An 18,859-nucleotide genomic window follows, 5' to 3' on the forward strand; every position below is an offset into this window, starting at 1 on the left:
GAGGAGGAGCTCAGGGCTTGTAGTGGTAGAAAATGGCCTTCAGTACGTTGGCGAACGGATCGGAAATAGCCTGTAGACGGGCGGCCTCGTCGTAGGTGTATCGGTTGAAGACCCCGTTGGGCTGCCCGATGAGAGAGAGCAGGCCCCGCTCGTTGTAGCCAAAGAATTGGAGCTGGCCATCGATGGGATAGATGCGGAGATCGTCGATCTGGGCATCTCCCAGGGTGCTGAACTGGATTTGGGTAGTGAGCGGCGTAACGATGCGGTACAGCTTCCAGCTATTGGTGAGCGTCTGGGTTGTTCCCAGGTTCAGTGTGCCTGTTCCCCGCGCCCAGCATTCGACGACATATCTGGCCTGGGGTAGCGTGTTGGAATTGAACTGTCCCTGTACAGAGCGGTTGCCACTGAAACCGTTGTTGACGAAGGCATACGACGAGGAGGTGCTGAAGAAGGTTGGAGCCATTTCTTCCGATTCGGCGCTCCAAAAGAGCCAGTTGGTAGCGGGCGGCCCAGCGTAGGCGGCAAGCAGATCGGTGCCATTGGCAGACCACAAAAACTGCTTGCTGGGACCGTCGGTGAGCTGAATATGCTCGGGCTTGAGCCAGCGGCTATAGGCGACGTTAGTGACTTTGCGCTCGTAACCGGTAGTGGCTTCCAGGCGGGGCAGCGAAGGGGCGAGCAGATTCTGCGGGTTGCTCAGCAGTTGTTGTGGCGACTGCCAGCGATCGGCGGTTGTGAGGAGCTGAAGGGTGGTATCGGGGCGAGAGATAGACGAATAGCCGAAGCGCCAGCCATCGAGACCATAGGCCTGACCATTGGGGAGTTGAACAAAGGAGTGCTGTTCAACGGGTTCTGCTACCCGGCCTTTTTCATAAAGTGCACGGAGGGGCTGCAATACCGTCGCGGTTGGGGTAGTCCAAAGCGCCTTGTAGTCGGAATTGAAGAGGGACACCTGATAGGTAGCAGCCCCCGGAGCGATGGAGGAAGAGGTTCGGACAACGGTGGGCAGGGTGTGCTCGGCGTTGTCGTAGCGGTACAGTGTAGTATCTGAGCGCGAGAGGCGTTCACCATTGGGGCCGTCGAAGAATTCAGTACGAACTTCAGCAACTTTGCGGACCCAGTCGGTGTGGTGAGTGTACCACTCTCCGTCCCAGCATAAAGTGTATGGATTAATTGAATGATATCTCATTCTAAGAGCAACTATTTTTTTGTCAATATATTCTGAATTATTATCTGAAATATATGGGTATTCGGCTCCAATGTGTAATCCATTGTTTCTTGATGAAAAATAAATATTATTAGTAATATATTTTACTTTTAAATCGCCATTTATGTTTTCAAACAGGGTATCAGAAATTGGTAACCCTCTAACATAATCATAGCTTGTTCTGGTAAATTCACCGAGCTTGTATTCGTCATCATGGAAATAAAATCTTGAAGACCGATACCCGTATTCCCTATTCAGTCCGTATGATGTGTAAACTACCGGGTAAACTATATGTGATGGTGCTGCTGCATCATTTAGTGGGGAGGAGGAGAGATTTGTAAAAAAACAAATTCCGTACGATTGGAGTTCTGCTTCTTCTCCTGCATCGCTTATTGGTTTATCTGTATGGCTAATCGATAAGCTTTCAAATTGTGGTTTGAATAGTAGTTGTACGTGACGTTGATCATATTCGAATGATGTATAACTTGAGGAGTCTATGCCAATCTGTGAGATTGATTTGATTCGTAACCCTCCTATTGGTATGACCTTATATTCTGTATTGAATTTATAGCGTTTTATAATTAATTGAGCCGATGCATGAATATCATTCGGACCGCTCACAATTGTAGCGTCTATTCTGTATTGGTGTCCAGGAATTAATTCAAGTTGTTTTTCGGAAAATTGTGGGATAGAGGATTGGTAAATTATGGAATTTGTTGTTAAGTCGGTAATTCTTCCGGTTCCATAGCCTTCATCTCCGCGTTCGTTTGTTAGCTGCGGCAGGTCTGTTAGGAATAAAACAACATCATTATTTCCATAAGCGGGCATGGTGAATGTTATCGATTTTGTTCCATATAAATTCTGGTAGTCTTTTATCTTTGTAACAATTGCAATGCTGTCATTTTGATAATTATGAGAATCTATTCCAAGCAGTGCATCGTTGGATTCGAATTCGTAATTTGTAATACCTCCAAGTGGATTTTTTATCGATCTGATTTGGGCAAAATTGCTGTATATTTTATTCAGTTCTCTATTCGCAAAAAAACTGCTGTTATTGCGGTAGGAATTTAGTAGAGGTGCGTCAATAATTGTCATAAATGGAGTTTTTGATTCCGGTAATTTGGGTAATAGAGTTGAATTTAGGTGTCCGTTGAAATATCCCCAATAATCTTGTGATAATGAAGTTGTTTTTGGTATTCTGGTCATCTGGTTGTATTTAATTGCATATGTTTCACCAGAAGAGAAAGATAATGAATCGATTTTCAATCTATAACGAACGTAATTTGGCTCCCATTCTTCAAGGTTATCATTACTAGTAAAATAGGACTGAGATAATACTACCTCTTCTATCGGTTGATCATTAAAACTGTAAAGGATTCTCTGGATTGGATAGGTTCCTGGAATATCTTTTCTAGCCGAGTCAGAATATACAAAATGAACTTTGTGCCCTCTGTTCGAGCTGATTTTTTTGATTGTTAACCCGTTAGAACTTAAGTGTGTTATTGTTCTGCTTATTGCACTACCTGTTCCACAGCCAGTTCCTCCATGCGTAAAGCTCCTCGAATCACTAATGTTAGTTATAATTTGGTATGGCATATACTGATACTCATACGTCAAGGTATCCCTTTCCGGTGTATATATTTTTGATAAATGCCAGTTTGCAGTATTTATGTCATATCTAGGTTTGGTGCCAGAATTGTATGCTGTGCTGCGGGTTAAAACAACTTCTGACTTATTGAATATGTAAACAATTCCTGTTGAGTTATCTTCAAGTTTGAATCCAATAATTCTTCCTATTTCATTCTTCATTAATGATATGTTATATGGTTTATTTTCAATTAAATGTGGTATTCCATTTCTGTCAAGAAGAAATTTTCCTGAAATTCCCGGAGCGCTAAATGTGATAATATCTGGCTCGGTATCGATGGCGCCACTACTGCTACTTAATACAAATAATCTCATTTCTTCGCTATTGATATAATAGCTCTCAAATAATGATACATAATACATTAAATCTGTTATTGTTAATGATTCTATAAGTATATCTGAAATATCTCTAAATGCATTAGCGGGTGGGATGTAAGTGTTTCCTACGGTCGGGTATCCACTTATTATGGAAGTATTTGTGGCCATTGATCCGGTATCATTGTATGCTAATGAAGTAGGTATAATATCTGGTAATCCTTTTACGTTGGGTGTTACTAATCCATCGCATGTCAATGACCAATTTAGTCCAATACTTGTTGCTAGTTGATTTACTTTAGTCCCTCCGGAATAATAGCGAATTCCAATTGGAATATCTAGGCGGCCTAATTTGATTGAGAAGAATGGTATTCCGATATCTAAACAACCTGTATAGAGATTTTCACTATTGTTGATAAGGTGTAAAAGAGTAGATGCTTGGGGTGTTTGGCTAGCTGGATCATATAAATAGGGATTTCGTTGGCAATGAGCCACTTTTATGAATGCGACAAGTGATATAATGATGAGGGTGGTGATGCGTTTCATATGCTATTCTTTGACAAAGAACTTCGGTTGGTAGGAATGGAAGAGGACGGAGGAGGCGAGCAGCAGGGACATGGGGACCCACTTGCGCTTCCAGAAGGGGGTGTGCGGTTCGGTTACTGCCAGTAGGGGATTGCTGGGAGGTGGCAAGACCTGATAGGTTTCAGTGAAGGAGCAGCCGCCTAGAGTGCGCTGTAGTGTGTATTGCCCTGGCTCCCAGACTTCCAGCTGTGGGGACTGATGGCCCGTGTTCCACTGGTACTGCCAGCCCTCCAGTCGGCCGGAGCCCAGGACAACGGGGCTGCCGGTTGTAGGCAACTGATGGGTTATGGTGGCGATAGGGGGGGCGAGGTCAGTCGCTGTGATTACCACATTGTGGCTGACGGTATCGCGCAGGCCGTCTTTCCACCGCACGATGAGCCGAGCATTGAAGACGCCGGGCGTGGGGTAGAGGTGTGTGGGATGCTGATCGGTACTGGTTGCGCCATCGCCGAAGGTCCAGTCATAGCTTTCGGCTTCACCGCTCTGGTTTTTTAATTGCGTGGGCATACCGAAACAGCCACTAAGCTGGGCAAAGCGGGCATGGCGGCGGTCGGTGTAATTGGCGATGCTGGCGGGCAGCCCGATGCCACTGTTGAGTCCAGGAGCATCCAGAATGTCGGGATTACCACCGGTCCAGACCAGCAGTTTCTCCTGCCCGCGGATGGCTCCGATTACCCAGCCGTTTGGTGCGAGTTGGAGTGCGCCTGTGCGGAGCCTGTCGGGCATATCATGTGTGTTGACGGCGCCGGAAGCAATCTCCAGCACATGCAGGCGCGGCATCTCCAGTTCCGAAATCAGCAACTGGCTGCCGTCGGCAGAGAATTCAAGGCCATAAGGCTGCCGCACAGTTGCTTTTCCGAAGCCTGCATTGCGCCCAATCAGCTGCTTCACACTCGATACTTTGCCGGAAGCTGCGTCGAAACTGGCTGCCTCTACAGTCCAGGTTCCAGTGATGGCAACGGCAATCTTGCGGCCATCGGCGCTGATTTTCATCTGGCCGAGTGTGCCGTTGTTGTACTGGGGATGGACACTCCCGACCGCACTTACTACAGGTTGTGTGGCAACGCCGGAGCGGCTGACGCGCCAGGCCAGAAACTGGTTGCTTTCGCTTGCGTGGGTTATGACCCACACCTGTTCGCCATCGGCGTGCATGACCGCAGCCATCTTCTCAGTCTGAGCTTTGGCAAGAGGGATATTCTTGCGGACTACGCCCCCGCGCCCAGCGTTCAGGCGGAGGTCAATGAGCGTATAAGTCAGCCCCTGTGTTTCGCCTTCGTAGCCGCCCTGGTCGAGCGTGAAGATGTAGTATTGGCTGTCGTGGCCGGGGGCCGGGACGATAAGGGCAGCCTGTGTAGTAGAGCTGTGTCCTGCCAGACCAGTGGCTCCGGGGATGATATCGTGAAAGCGGTTGAAGACGGTCTGACCGTCGGTGTAAAGCAGAAGATTACCTTCAGCGTCACAGATGCTGGACGTGCCTTCAAGCTGTGTCAGCTGGTTGCCCTGTAGCAGCTCGGGTAGGGGTGTATTGAAGTCGATGCCGGCGCCAGTTCCGAACTGCCATACATTGAAGCGGCGACTGGAAGCCGGGGTGCTTTTAGGGAGTTTTCCGGCAAGGTTCCGGCGCGCACTGGCGGATGCAGGCGCTGATTGCGTTGTGGGTGTAACAACGGCAACACCTGTTTTCGCAGCTGCAGTCGTTGGATTGACTGCGGCAAAAGCAGTAGGAAAGCGCGTCTTCCATTGCGTAAGAATGGCGGGTGCTTGGGACATCCACTCGCTAAGAGGCAGTTGTTTGCCCGAAGCGAACACAGCAGGCAGCTTGCCTTCCGAAAACAGGGATTGAATTTCGTCGGGCGATTTCAGTTCAGCAATCTTCTCGGTAGTTTCTGAGAGGCCAAAGACCTTGGCTTCGCTGGTCTCAGGGTTGAGGGCAACCAAACCTTTGCCATTTGCGAGAATAGCCCAGGAAGTGCTGGGCACCTTGAGCCAGTCGTGCGAGAAACGGATGACGCGACCGTTTTTGTGGAGGTCGTATGCGTAGAAGCTGCTGGCCTGACGTACCAGAAGCCAGCGGTCGCTGAGGTGAAACTCGATCTGGCTCAGCAGTTCGGGGCCCTGAAGAAGTATCTCAGGAGCGGCGACTGCGTTGTCTGTCAGTCGGAAAAGACGGCCATCCTGCACCTGTCCGCGGGCCAGCTGCAACTGAAACCAGTTGTGGCGAGAGCCCGGTACGGGCAGAAATACAACCTGCTGGCTGTCGTATAGCGCCTGCCAGGGGAGGTAGGCGTCGAGCACATTGCCCTCAGGCGTGTATACCCAGTTTCCGTCAGTGAAGGCAAGCTTCTGGCCCGTGCGATTACGCAAAGTATCAAGTTGGGCAGCGGCGAAGACCGGGAAGAGGAAGAAGGAGCACAGCAGGTATTGCCGCAAACTCCGCTTGATCTGGTGCGGCACGTGGTTGGCTGTAGTTGTGCATCAATGTTACAAGAATCATGATTATGCTTGCTAGTTAGGGTGGCTTTTTGTGGAAAAGTTGGGTGTTATTGGCAAGCAGGGTTTGTTTGTAGGCGAAAAAGCCCCACTGCAAAATGGGCAGTGGGGCTTTGAGGGCGGGAGATTGATAAGTCAGGCCCTCACTCGTGTATACTGGGGGCGGTGAAGAGGTCACGGGCAGTGTTGACCGTGCAAAAGTTGGCGTTGTTGAGGTCGGCAAAAGCCACAATGCGGGTGCTGTCGAGGTGGGCTGATGGATGTAGACGTAGGTGACGGAGCCGTCGGGGTTGGTTGAAAGGCGGCCCTCGGCGATAAGTGCGAGTGCAAGCACTTGGTCATAAAGCATTTGTGATGGCTTCCCGGCTTTTCCGTGGGGCGTTACGAACACCAGGGGTAAATGATACAGTAGATTTTATCGAAATTGACTTTCAGTAGTGCACGGGCTGGTGCGGATTGTTACGGGATTTGAGTGCTTGTTAAATTGCTCAAAATCAATATTCTAAATAACTATTTTCGATGAAAACTATTTCCTGCCACGGATATGAGAGTAAGTGTTACTATAAAAGACAACTAACTTTAATACTAACACGCAGAATTGCCACATGCGTGCTTCTTTTGACCTTAGGAGATGAAGATAATTGACAACATTAACACCTTGCTTGGAGACGATCTTAAGAAGTCACTTGCTCCGGGTGCCCGCTTGAAGATAGCGGCCTCATGCTTCTCCATATACGCTTTCGAGTCCCTTAAAGCCGAGTTGGAGAAGATAGACGGGCTCGACTTTATCTTCACCTCGCCCACGTTCGTTGCTAATGAGGTCGCGGACGCAATCCGCAAGGAGCGCAAGGAATTCCACATTCCTAGGCTAGACCGCGAGCGCAGCTTATACGGCAGCGAGTTTGAAATCCAGCTGCGCAATAAGCTGACCCAGCGAGCTGTGGCCAAGGAGTGTGCCGATTGGATACAGCGCAAGGCCAAGTTCAGGAGTAATCGCACAAAAGCGCCCATGCAGCAATTCGCATGCGTGAAGGCTGATGGCGCCGATACAGCATACATGCCATTGCATGGCTTCACTGCCGTCGATCTGGGCTATCAGCAAGGTAATGCAGTCTCCAACCTCGTCAACAAGATTGACGAGACGCACTTTGTGGCCACTTACCTGAGCTTGTTCGATCAGATATGGAATGATCCTGAAAAGCTGGAAGACGTGACCGCGCACCTCTGCGAGCACATCGCCTCGGTCTATCAGGAGAACACGCCGGAGAGCATTTATTTCCTGATGCTCTACAACATCTTTAAGGAGTTCCTTGAGGACATCAATGAGGATGTCTTGCCCAATGACCGCACCGGCTATCAGGACACTCTCATTTGGAACAAGCTTTTCAATTACCAAAAGGACGCGGCCACTGGCATTATAAACAAGCTTGAGAACTATAACGGTTGTATCCTTGCTGACAGTGTCGGCCTCGGCAAGACCTTCACTGCGCTTGCGGTCATCAAGTATTACGAGTTGCGTAACAAGTCCGTTCTGGTGTTGTGCCCGAAAAAGTTGGCGGACAACTGGCTTAACTATAACCGCAACCTCAAGACCAACATCTTCGCTCGCGACCGTTTCAGCTACGATGTCCTTGCGCACACCGACCTCTCCCGCACCAGCGGCGAATCGTTTGGCACGCCACTGAACCGCATTAACTGGGGCAATTACGACCTCGTCGTCTTGGACGAATCGCACAACTTCCGCAATAATGACGCCTCCAAAGACAAGGAAAGCCGCTACCAGAAACTCATGAACAAGGTCATCCGCGAAGGCGTGAAGACCAAAGTCCTGATGCTCTCGGCTACCCCGGTCAACAACCGGTTTACTGACCTGCGGAATCAGCTTGCACTTGCTTACGAAGGCGACTCAAACAACCTCAGTAAAAAGCTACGTACTAGCAAATCGATTGAGGAAATTTTCAGGAACGCGCAGGCAGCATTCAATGCTTGGTCGAAGTTACCGCCGGAGAAGCGCACGCCGCGCGCCATTCTGGATGCCCTGGAGTTCGATTTTTTTGAGTTGTTGGACAGCGTTACTATCGCGCGCTCGCGAAAACATATCCAAACCTTCTACGACACAAAGGACATTGGCCACTTCCCGGAACGTCGTAGGCCCTTGTCGTTCCATTGCGCTTTGACCACCCGCCCGGACGTCATGAGCTTCAACGAAATATTTAATCAATTGTCCCAGCTGAAGCTTTCTATCTATACTCCAGCGCACTATATTCTTGCTAGTAAGAGACAGCAATACATGAAACTCGACGGACTTCAGCCTGGGGAAGCGGGTAGCAACTTGAGCTTGGAAGGCCGTGAAACCGGATTGCAAGCTTTGATGACAACCAATCTACTCAAGCGGCTGGAAAGCTCAGTGCAGTCATTTCGGCTTACACTGCAATCCCTGCAAGCCAATCATCAGGGTGCGCTCGCCAAAATCGCCACCTTCAACCAAACAGGCAGTGGCAACAGCGTAAGCGACCTGACGGACGCGCTGGAAGACCTTGATTCTGATGATGATGATCTGCTTGATGAACTCGGCCGGGGCGACGACATCGGAGGCAAGGTTAAGATCAATTTGGCTGACATGGACTTGCCCTCATGGGAGCACGACCTCAAGGTCGATCTCGCCAACATCGAGGTGCTGCTGGCCTCAATGGCCAAGATCACGCCCGAGGACGATGCCAAGCTTCAGCACCTCAAGGGGCAGGTGCTGAGCAAGATTGCCAGTCCCATCAATCCTGACAACAAGAAGATTCTGATTTTCACCGCCTTCGCAGACACCGCTGACTACCTGTACGACAATCTGGCCCCTGTGCTGGAGGCCTTGAAGCTGCACTCCGCCAAGGTCACGGGCAGCGACCGACCTAAATCGACCTTGTCAAAGGCATATGACTTTCAGGAATTGCTGACGTTGTTTTCGCCACGCTCGAAGGAAAAGACTATCGTGCTGCCGGGTGAACAGGCGGAAATCGACCTACTCATCGGGACCGACTGCATATCCGAAGGCCAGAACCTTCAGGACTGCGACTATCTCATCAACTACGACATCCATTGGAATCCGGTGCGGATTATTCAGCGATTTGGACGTGTGGACCGCATCGGTTCGCCCAATAGCAGCATTCAGTTGGTAAATTATTGGCCCGATATCTCGCTGGATGAATACATCAATTTGAAGGAACGCGTCGAAAACCGGATGATGATTGTGGACGTCACAGCCACTGGCGACGATAACGTCATTTCGGCTCAAGCAAATGACATGTCCTACCGCAGGGAGCAACTGCGCCGTTTGCAAGAAGAGGTTATCGAGCTGGAAGATCTGAAGACAGGCATATCAATCACTGACTTGGGACTGAACGACTTCCGCATGGATCTGATCAATTATGTCAAATCCAATGGGGAACCCGGCAACATGCCTAACGGTATGCACGCTGTAGTACCCGCGCAACCTAAAATAGGTTTGCAGCCAGGTGTGATTTTTACATTGCGCAACCGCAATGCTGATGTCAACTTCAACCAACACAACCGGCTGCATCCGTACTATCTGGTTTATATAAATCAGCAAGGAGAGGTCATCCAAAACCACACCGAGGTTAAACGGCTGCTTGACTTTGTCCGCACCTGCTGCAAGGGTCTGGACCAACCTGTTACCCAACTGTGCCAGCGCTTCAACCAGGAAACAGACGACGGCCGCCGGATGAAGACTTATTCTGACCTGCTGGGCAAAGCCATTCGGTCGATTGTGAATGTGAAAGAAGAAAAAGATGTGGACAGCTTGTTCAGCGGTGGAAAAACGACGGCGCTCACCAATGTCATTTCGGGTTTGGACGACTTTGAACTGATTGCCTTTTTGGTGATAAGGGGGGAGGAATGAACCGAATTGTCCCAACATCCCGGCAGATGGTGCTCATGGCGTACCCACAGCAGGCGGCTGTTGGCCGCGTGGTGCCCAAAGCCAAGATCTACGAACGCAGCGGCGCAAAGACACGACTCAAGGACCTGTTTGCCAAACAGGTGGAGCAAATCGTATGGGCATATAAACTGGCCCCTGAAACCATTCGGTTGTCCGAGCGGCCAGGTGTTTCAGAAATACAAGTATTCAGCCTTCAGCTCAAAACAGCGGACCTTCACCCGGATGTGCTGCGGTGCATCGACAGCGCCATCCCATTCCCCATCCTGTTTGAGCTAACATCGAATAACCAAGTACAAGTGGTTGCTGCTTACAAACGCCCCTCGCTGTCGGGTGGCGAAGCAGATGCCAGCCGCTGGGTAATTTCTGACTATTTTGCAACGGACTGGTTGCCCATGACGACCGAGCGAACTGGAATGCCCGTTGCTCTACATCTGGGGGGGCTGTACGAACAGCTACTGTACCAGCTAATGCCGCTCGCAGCCCGGCCACAAGAAACACTGGACGAGCTCGTAGCACGTATCGCGTTGGTGCAGGCCAAGCAGCGTGAGCTGGACAGAACCATGTCCCGCTTAAGCCAGGAACGACAATTCAACCGCAAGGTAGAGATCAACGCAGCAGTGCGGCAGCTGACAGCAGAACTCGAACGCCTCAGCCAGTAACCCACAACAGCGGCCAACAACGATACCTGATAAGACCATGGATAAACTGAAGATGCACTCACCCAACCTGACCGAAGACAACATTGCGCGTATCCGTGAGTTGTTCCCCAGCTGTGTAACAGAGGCGCTGGGCGCAGATGGTAGTGTGAAGTTGGCCATTGATTTTGACCAGCTGCGGCAGGAGCTATCCGAGTCCATCGTAGAAGGCCCGCAGGAGCGCTACCACCTCAACTGGCCCGGCAAGCGCCAAGCACTTCTTACGGCCAATGCCCCGGTTGCTAAAACCCTGCGTCCGGTGCGTGAAGAGAGCGTGGACTTTGATACCACGAAGAACTTGTTCATTGAGGGTGACAACCTGGATGCCTTGAAGCTTTTGCAGGAAAACTACCTGGGCAAGGTGAAGATGATTTACATTGACCCCCCCTACAACACTCGCAATGATTTTATTTACGAGGATGATTTTGCTGAGAACGCAGCGGAATTTCTGAAAAGATCGAATCAGAAGGATGAAAAAGGTAATCGCCTAGTTCAGAATTCAGAGGCCGATGGGAGGCTTCATTCTGATTGGTTGTCTATGATGTATCCAAGACTGAAGCTGGGAAGGAATCTGCTAAAGGATGACGGGGTTATCTTTATTAGTGTTGACGATGGAGAGCAAGCAAACCTTAAGAAGTTGTGTGATGAAGTAATAGGGGCAGAAAATTTTAGAAACACAATTCTTGTAAGAAGAAGGGTAAAGAGTCTCAATTCGCAATTCGCAGATGATGGCCTTGTCAGCATGAATGTGGGTTTTGAATATATCTTAGTATATGCAAAAAGTACAAATTTTTTAATGCAGGCTTTGCAAATGCAAAAGAAAGATGCCCCAACAAAAGGAAAGTGGGATGTCTTTTGGAGCAATGCTGATAGGCCTACTATGCGATACGATATTTTAGGTTTTACACCACAGACAGGCCAATGGCGAACATCTAAAGAGAAGGCAGATATTGCAATTTCAAATTATCAGAATTTTTTAGATAATTTTGAACAAATAATGACCATAGAAGAGTATTCGTTAAAAAGTGGCATAACCAAGTTTATTCGCCGAATTCCAGGCGGAACTGGTAAAAATGGAGGAGTTCAACATTGGATAGCGCCATCATCAACAAGTTTACGTACAAGCAACTGGACTGATATTGAAGTATCTCAGATTAGTAAGGAAATTGATTTGCCGTTTGATAATCCCAAAAGCAAACAATTAATCATGGAGCTAATAAAATTAGCAAATCTTAAAAAAGATGACATTCTCATCGATTTCTTCGCTGGCTCCGCTACAACAGCTCATGCAGTTATGCAACTTAACGCGGAGGATGGCGGCAACCGACGCTTCATTATGGTGCAGCTGCCCGAGGTTTGTGCACCCGATACCGAAGCAGCCAAGGCGGGCTACAGAACGATAGCTGAAATTAGCAAGGAACGCATCCGCCGGGCGGGCAAAAAGATTCTAGAAGGGGATTGTCACGCGAATTGGAACAAGGACATCGGCTTCCGCGTCCTCAAGATTGACACCTCCAACATGGCTGATGTGTACTACGCGCCTGATGCGCTTGAGAAAGGGGCGCTCGACCTGTTCGTGGACAACATCAAGCCCGACCGCACGTCTGAGGACTTGCTCTTCCAGGTAATGCTGGACTGGGGGGTGGACCTGGCGCTGCCCATCACGCAGGCCACCATCCAGGGCAAGGCGGTGTATTTTGTAGATGGCAACGCCCTGGCTGCCTGCTTCGATGCCAAGGGCGGTGTGGACGAAGCCTTCGTCAAGGAACTGGCCACACACAAACCGTTGCGCGTGGTGTTCCGCGACAAAGGCTTTGCCTCCGATGCCGTGAAGATCAACGTGGCGCAGATCTTCAAGCTGCTTTCTCCCAGCACTGACATTAAAAGCATCTGAGGGGGCAGCCATGAAGCTCAAGTTCAAGACCCAAGCCTACCAAACCGCTGTCGTCCAAGCGGTGGTAGACTGCTTTGCCGGGCAGCCGCCAGCCACCCGCCAAGCCATCAGCTACCGCATTGACCCTGGCAAGGCCCAGAAGGGAGCTGAAAACCTGTTTACGGAAGTGGGGTTTAAAAATGCCGACCTTATGTTGTCGGATGCCGCGTTACTCGACAACATCCGCAAGGTGCAGCAACGGCAGAACCTGCCGGTGTCGGATGTGCTGGTTAAGACCAAAGTTGCGCGGGTGAATCTCGACATCGAGATGGAAACCGGCACCGGCAAGACCTACTGCTACATCAAGACGATTTTCGAGCTGAACAAGCAGTACGGCTGGAGCAAGTTCATCATCGTCGTGCCAAGCATTGCCATTCGAGAGGGCGTTGCCAAGTCTTTGGAAATTACTTCCGAGCACTTTCAGGAGAGTTACCAGAAGAAGCTGCGTCCTTTCATCTATAACTCCAAGGAGTTGCACGAGTTGGAGAGCTTTTCGTCGGATGCTGGCATCAACGTGATGGTGATCAACATGCAAGCATTTAATGCATCGGGCAAGGACAACCGGCGCATTTACGAGGAGTTGGACGACTTCCAGTCTCGCAAGCCTATCGACGTAATCAGTGCCAATCGGCCTATTCTGATTTTGGATGAGCCCCAGAAGATGGAGGGCGGTAAGACGCTGGATTCGCTTGCCAACTTCAAGCCGCTGATGGTGCTTCGCTACTCGGCCACCCACAAAACCACGCACCACAAGGTGTATCGGCTAGACGCGCTAGATGCCTACAATCAAAAGCTGGTAAAGAAGATCGCGGTTCGCGGTATTTCAGTGAAGGGGCTGGCAGGCACGGCGGGGTATCTGTATCTGCAATCTATCGAGATATCAACCACGAAACCGCCTGAGGCCCGCATTGAATTCGAACAGAGACTGGCTGGTGGGAGTATCAAGCGTGTGGTGCGCAAACTCGGCAAGGGCGACAACCTGTTCGAACTCTCAGGGGAGTTGGATCAGTACCGTGACGGCTATGTGGTGACGGATATCAACGCGAACACAGACACCCTGAGTTTCACCAACGGCGTTGAGCTTACAGTTGGGGATGCGATTGGCGATGTCTCCGAAGCTACGCTGCGCCGAATCCAAATCCGCGAGGCTATTAAGGCGCATTTCGAGAAGGAAGAGGCATTGTTCCAGCAGGGGGTGAAGGTGCTTACACTGTTTTTTATCGACGAAGTAGTTAAATACCGAGACTACAGCGCGCCAGATGAGAAAGGCGAGTACGCCCGCATCTTTGAAGAAGAATATCAGCGCTACCTGAACGAGGTACTGGGTCTGTTTGAGACGCCCTACGTCAAATACCTTAAAGGTATCCAGGTGAACAAGACCCACAACGGCTACTTCTCTATCGACAAAGGGAGCAAGCGGCAGGTGGATCCTGAAGTTGTGAGGCGCGGTGAGAACGCGGGGCAATCGGAAGACGTGGGCGCTTATGACCTGATCTTGAAGGATAAGGAGCGGCTGCTGTCATTGACTGAACCAGTGAGGTTCATCTTTTCGCACTCGGCCTTGCGCGAAGGCTGGGACAACCCGAACGTGTTTGTTATCTGTACGCTTAAGCACAGCGATAATACCATCTCTCGCCGCCAGGAAGTCGGGCGCGGCCTGCGTTTGTCTGTCAATCAGCAGGGCGACCGGATGGATAACCCGGCCACCGTTCACGACGTGAACGTGCTGACCGTGATTGCCAGCGAGAGCTACAAGGATTTCGTCAAGGCGTTACAGAGGGACATCAGCGAGTCGCTGTCCGCCCGCCCGCGTGTGGCAGACAAGGCATTCTTCACTGGCAAGATGGTGACTACCCCCACCGGACAGGTTGCCCTGACGGAGGACCAAGCGGCTGACATTGAGTTCTACCTTATTCAAAACGGCTACGTTGACAGGAAGCGTAACATTACTGAAAAGTACCACCAGGCTAAGAGGGATGGGATGCTTGCAGCGTTGCCAGCTGAGCTTTTGCCTTTGGCTGAGCAAGTGTTCAAGCTCGTGGATAGCGTCTTCAGTGAGAGCCTGTTGCCAGAAATCGGCGACGACCGGCGTTCGAAGAAGAACCCGTTAAACGCCAATTTCGAAAAGCAGGAGTTCAAGGAGTTGTGGAACCGCATCAACCGTAAGGCGGTCTACAGTGTCGATTTCGACTCAAATGAGCTGGTGCAGAAGGCAGTCAAAGAGCTGGACACCAGCTTGCGCGTAACGCCGCTTCAGTACACTATCGAGCACGGAGAGCAGTCAGAAGCTGTTACCTACGAGGGAATGACTAGCGGCAATGCCTTTGAGCTGAAAGACTCAGCAACCGAAACAAATCGAAACTCTATCCACTCTGCGGTCAAATACGACCTGATTGGCAAGCTTGCGGAGGGCACGCAATTAACCCGCCAGACGGTGGCGCAAGTGCTCAAAGGGATCAACAACGCTGTCTTTGCGCAGTTCAAAACCAACCCGGAAAATTTCATTGCCGAGGCGATTCGGCTCATTAATGAGCAGAAGGCGACAATCATCATCGAGCATCTGGCATACGACCCGATCGAAGAAAAGTTCGACCTTGACATCTTCACCGCCGGGCAGACCAAGCAGGACTTCAGCAATGCGGTTAAAACGTCTAAGCACCACATCTACGATTACGTATTACCGGATTCCGGAGTGAAGACGGAGCGTGAATTCGCAGATGCCCTGGAGGCCAGTACAGAAGTGGTCGTGTACGCCAAGTTGCCTCGAGGCTTCCTGATCCCGACGCCAGTTGGCGACTACAATCCTGACTGGGCCATTAGCTTCAAGGAAGGCAGTGTCAAGCACATCTACTTTGTTGCCGAGACCAAGGGCTCAATGTCATCGATGGATCTGCGCGAGATTGAGAAGACAAAAATCAAATGCGCCCGCAAGTTCTTTGAGGAGATGAATCGCCGCTTTGCTCCGGAGAACGTTAAGTATGACGTGGTGGATAGCTTCGTCAGGTTAATGGAAATTGTAGCAGGCAATAATTAGCAGATTACATCTAATCATGTTTTGGAAATGCAAAACGGAAGCATCTAGTTTTAGATGCTTCCGTTGTATTTATGCAAACATTATAAGTACTGCCTTGTGTTCTTCAAATCTTCGATCATAACGTTAGAAATTTGATGCATTAGTTCCACCAGTATCAAAAGCCCCGATCCTAGCTGGGACTTTTTGTTTGTGAAGAGAGAGTGGGCACTTACTGAATGATTATCTTTAAGCAATTTTGAGCTGCCTTGGTTTAAAATGCTATTGAAGTCTTAAGTGATTATTTGCATCTTAATATATTTCAATTCTAAAATAAACAATAATAGAAAATAAGAACTTGTAATAGTATTGTAAAAGATTGTGTGTCCGGGCTTATATGTATTTGCTAATACGAATTGAAAATCAAATGATGGCATAAGAATTTAAAGAACAGTCTTAGAGATTATTTGTGGCTAGTTTATTCGCTTTGCTTTATAACAAAATGGTTGTTCTATTTAAGCAGTATTAATGTATTTTCAGGATATGTTGACGACCGTGGAAACATCCCTCCCTACTGAGGGAAAATCGGGTTATAGTGAGGCGCAGACGGCACTACTGAGGGCCAGAAGGGCCTCAATCGAGGCGGGAAAGTATCATATGCACCTTGAAAACCTGTCGTAGAGATTTCAGGGGTATGGTCTGAGGCTCGTAGAGGTAGTTGTCGCTGATAAGGTCCACCTCTCCAGCTGTGTGGATACGGTTGCGGATGCGCTTTACCACCAGGTTGTCGCCGAAGCATACGAGATAGATCTTGCCAGTAGTAAGGTCTGCCCACTTGCCAGAGTCAACTGGAGAGACGACAATATGGTCGCGGGACTGTATGCGGGGCGTCATACTGTCGCCCACTACCTCAATTGCGAAGGCGTCCTCCGGCAGGCGCTGAATTTCCGGAATGCCAATGCGCTCCCAGTATTGGATATGCTCATGCGGGATTACTGCCTCCGTAAATCCGGCCTGCGCTTGGATGGAGGCGAACGGGAGATACCGTGTTCCAGCAGGAGACGCTGTAACCAATCCTCCACAGGCCCCGATTGTGGTCTTAAGCTAGTTTTTGGCGTTTTTAAGGCAGGATTTTGAGAGATTTTTTGAGAAGCGGCGGGAGGTGTGCTGTTTGTTCGCAATGCATGTCGAGCTCGAAGAGAGAAAAATTACTCGAATGTAGTCCGTACGGGAGACACCCGCATTGCAGTTATTTTTGCGGGTTACAACTAAATAGATAGGTGTCTAATACTAAGTTCGCTATGTTGAGACTGACCCTAACTGGTAATAGGCTTCCCATACTAGTTCTGTAGCAAACGATATGTACCATTTCCTCGCCATCGGACCCATAGCCAGTTCTTATTGCTTCGCTGAAGACTCTTTTTTTGCTTACTTTGTACATAAACTTTAGCAACATCTCTCTCTCTTCTTTAGGTATTATTGAATATGATTTTTCTTTATTACTGTAGAAAAGTAATAAATGATTGTCTAGCATTGAATATGAATAATAACAAGTATTAATTATTGAAAGGGATCCATTGTCTGAAAATATTGATATTAAATCCTCATTATTAACAATGATAATATAATGATCTTTCGGGGTTTTATTTTTCTTAATGTATGACCGTACAGCATACTTTAGCTTTTCGTCTAAAAGATTAGATAATGTCGGAGATATTTCCTGCGAAATATATTTTGGTTCTGGTTTTACTCGAAAAGAAGTGCTATCGCTATTTTCTTGCCCATAGGCAATTGAAAATGCGATGGATGCGATGAGTGCGGTTGAAAAAAAAGTTTTCATTAAAAAATCGGAAAGGGGTTAAATTGCCATTTCGGGTTACCGCAGTAGCGCCAATGTGTTAGGGTATCTTTGCAAGATAGTGTGTTACGATTGTTTGCATCCAGTGTCGTACTGATTAAAATTGGATTATATTTAATTAGTATGATGTAGTGTAGTGACTCTTGTGAGTACTGTGTTTATAAGTTATTAGTTGGTTTTTCATTTTCTGAGTTGGCAGGAATTATTCGATTTCATGAATCTGAAATCTAGATTATCTCAAAACAACCATGAGCTTTTAGGCCAAGGTTTCCAGTCATTAATGTAACTACTTCAAAATGGGGATTAGTAGATGGGGGCACACTCGGTGAGGGTTATTGCTGCTAAGCGAGTCATTGTTGACGCCAGTCAGATTTATCGAAGGTTCAGCTTGGTTCTTCTGTCAAGATAATGGCTGGATACTTAGCCTGACAACTTGCGGTCTGGAATCTGCCGGCCCCACAAAGAAAAACCGCCGCAGCGGTGTGGCTGGGCGGTTTTCAGTAGAGGGAGAGGGACAATTTTTGGAGTCGCCAAAGTGCCTCAACAAGCCCAGATTGTGGGTCTAAGCTAGGTTTTTCGAGCGTTTTTGAGGCAGGATTTTGAGAGATTTTTTGAGAAGCGGCGGGAGGTGTGCTGGTAGGGCAGGTGCGCCATAGTCGAGGGTGGCGAGGTTGAGGCTGCCGATGAGCTGGTATTCCTTGCCGTTGTACTGGTAGCGGTTTTCGTAGCCAGGGGTTTCGGCGGTGTGGTTGCCGATGCGGAAGCCAAAGGATATTGTCAAGTAAGCTAAGTATTTATACTTTTAGCTAAATTTTGTTGATAATTAGGCATGTTATTTTATATTTTTTTGCTTGACGTATTCCTTTGTTATTGTTTAAATGATCTAGTTTATTGCATATACTACTAATATCCTTGTAGAATGCGAATCTTAGAACGATTTTCTTTGTCTCATTTGTAATCTTTTGGTAGATGTATTTCTTTCGTAGTAGTATATTTTTTTCGGTTTGTGGAGGTAAGCAAATGAAATCATAAATAAAAAATTTTAATTTAATGCTAGGAAAAAAAATACGATGCCTATCTGTATTTAAATAATTGATCAATGGTGTGAAATTTACGAAAAGACTTTTTTTCTTTATTTGATATAATTCTTCGTTTTCTAGAGATCTGTTGTCT

At 48.6% G+C, this 18,859-nt stretch carries 9 protein-coding genes; 4 read left to right on the forward strand and 5 right to left on the reverse strand.

Features of this window, described 5'->3' with window-relative positions; all coding sequences use genetic code 11:
* Positions 1-10: 10 nt before the first annotated feature.
* Both AC2D8O_RS06690 and AC2D8O_RS06695 read right to left on the reverse strand, forming a co-directional pair.
* Positions 11-3,715, reverse strand: a complete 3,705-nt coding sequence (locus AC2D8O_RS06690; RefSeq protein WP_484678024.1) for a hypothetical protein — start codon at positions 3,713-3,715, stop codon at positions 11-13.
* Positions 3,716-3,718: 3 nt separating this feature from the next.
* Positions 3,719-6,118, reverse strand: coding sequence for a PKD domain-containing protein (locus tag AC2D8O_RS06695; protein WP_484678025.1), 2,400 nt, complete (start codon positions 6,116-6,118; stop codon positions 3,719-3,721).
* A 757-nt stretch (positions 6,119-6,875) separates the two neighbouring features.
* On the opposite strand from AC2D8O_RS06695, the gene AC2D8O_RS06700 reads away from it, so the two are divergent.
* The 4 genes from AC2D8O_RS06700 to AC2D8O_RS06715 are packed head-to-tail and all read left to right on the forward strand — an operon-like array spanning position 6,876 to position 15,852.
* The gene (locus AC2D8O_RS06700) at positions 6,876-10,151 is read left to right on the forward strand and encodes a helicase-related protein (protein ID WP_484678026.1); all 3,276 of its coding nucleotides are present in this window, start codon (positions 6,876-6,878) and stop codon (positions 10,149-10,151) included.
* Complete coding sequence (locus AC2D8O_RS06705) at positions 10,148-10,849, forward strand: DUF4391 domain-containing protein (protein WP_484678027.1); 702 nt, start codon at positions 10,148-10,150, stop codon at positions 10,847-10,849. The genes AC2D8O_RS06700 and AC2D8O_RS06705 overlap by 4 nt, the downstream gene beginning before the upstream one ends.
* Before the next feature lie 37 nt (positions 10,850-10,886).
* Positions 10,887-12,779: a site-specific DNA-methyltransferase gene (locus tag AC2D8O_RS06710; protein WP_484678028.1), complete on the forward strand. Its 1,893-nt coding sequence runs from the start codon at positions 10,887-10,889 to the stop codon at positions 12,777-12,779.
* A gap of 10 nt (positions 12,780-12,789) precedes the next feature.
* Positions 12,790-15,852 carry a type III restriction-modification system endonuclease gene (locus tag AC2D8O_RS06715; protein ID WP_484678029.1) on the forward strand — a complete coding sequence of 1,021 codons (3,063 nt, stop codon included), beginning with the start codon at positions 12,790-12,792 and terminating at the stop codon, positions 15,850-15,852.
* 609 nt (positions 15,853-16,461) lie between these two features.
* Here the strand turns inward: AC2D8O_RS06715 and AC2D8O_RS06720 are convergent.
* The 3 genes from AC2D8O_RS06720 to AC2D8O_RS06730 form a co-directional block, all read right to left on the reverse strand.
* Positions 16,462-16,902: a S24 family peptidase gene (locus AC2D8O_RS06720; protein WP_484678030.1), complete on the reverse strand. Its 441-nt coding sequence runs from the start codon at positions 16,900-16,902 to the stop codon at positions 16,462-16,464.
* 175 nt (positions 16,903-17,077) lie between these two features.
* Positions 17,078-17,668 carry a hypothetical protein gene (locus AC2D8O_RS06725; RefSeq protein ID WP_484678031.1) on the reverse strand — a complete coding sequence of 197 codons (591 nt, stop codon included), beginning with the start codon at positions 17,666-17,668 and terminating at the stop codon, positions 17,078-17,080.
* Between the two features lie 580 nt (positions 17,669-18,248).
* The gene (locus tag AC2D8O_RS06730; RefSeq protein ID WP_484678032.1) at positions 18,249-18,467 is read right to left on the reverse strand and encodes a hypothetical protein; all 219 of its coding nucleotides are present in this window, start codon (positions 18,465-18,467) and stop codon (positions 18,249-18,251) included.
* Between the last annotated feature and the right edge of the window lie 392 nt (positions 18,468-18,859).

Source organism: Pontibacter sp. T17, assembly GCF_057219875.1.

Excerpts from the sequence above, each read along its gene's own strand:
- AC2D8O_RS06690 (WP_484678024.1), bottom strand. The coding sequence starts at position 3,715 with ATGAAACGCATCACCACCCTCATCATTATATCACTTGTCGCATTCATA.
- AC2D8O_RS06700 (WP_484678026.1), top strand. The coding sequence starts at position 6,876 with ATGAAGATAATTGACAACATTAACACCTTGCTTGGAGACGATCTTAAG.
- AC2D8O_RS06705 (WP_484678027.1), top strand. The coding sequence starts at position 10,148 with ATGAACCGAATTGTCCCAACATCCCGGCAGATGGTGCTCATGGCGTAC.
- AC2D8O_RS06710 (WP_484678028.1), top strand. The coding sequence starts at position 10,887 with ATGGATAAACTGAAGATGCACTCACCCAACCTGACCGAAGACAACATT.
- AC2D8O_RS06715 (WP_484678029.1), top strand. The coding sequence starts at position 12,790 with ATGAAGCTCAAGTTCAAGACCCAAGCCTACCAAACCGCTGTCGTCCAA.
- AC2D8O_RS06725 (WP_484678031.1), bottom strand. The coding sequence starts at position 17,668 with ATGAAAACTTTTTTTTCAACCGCACTCATCGCATCCATCGCATTTTCA.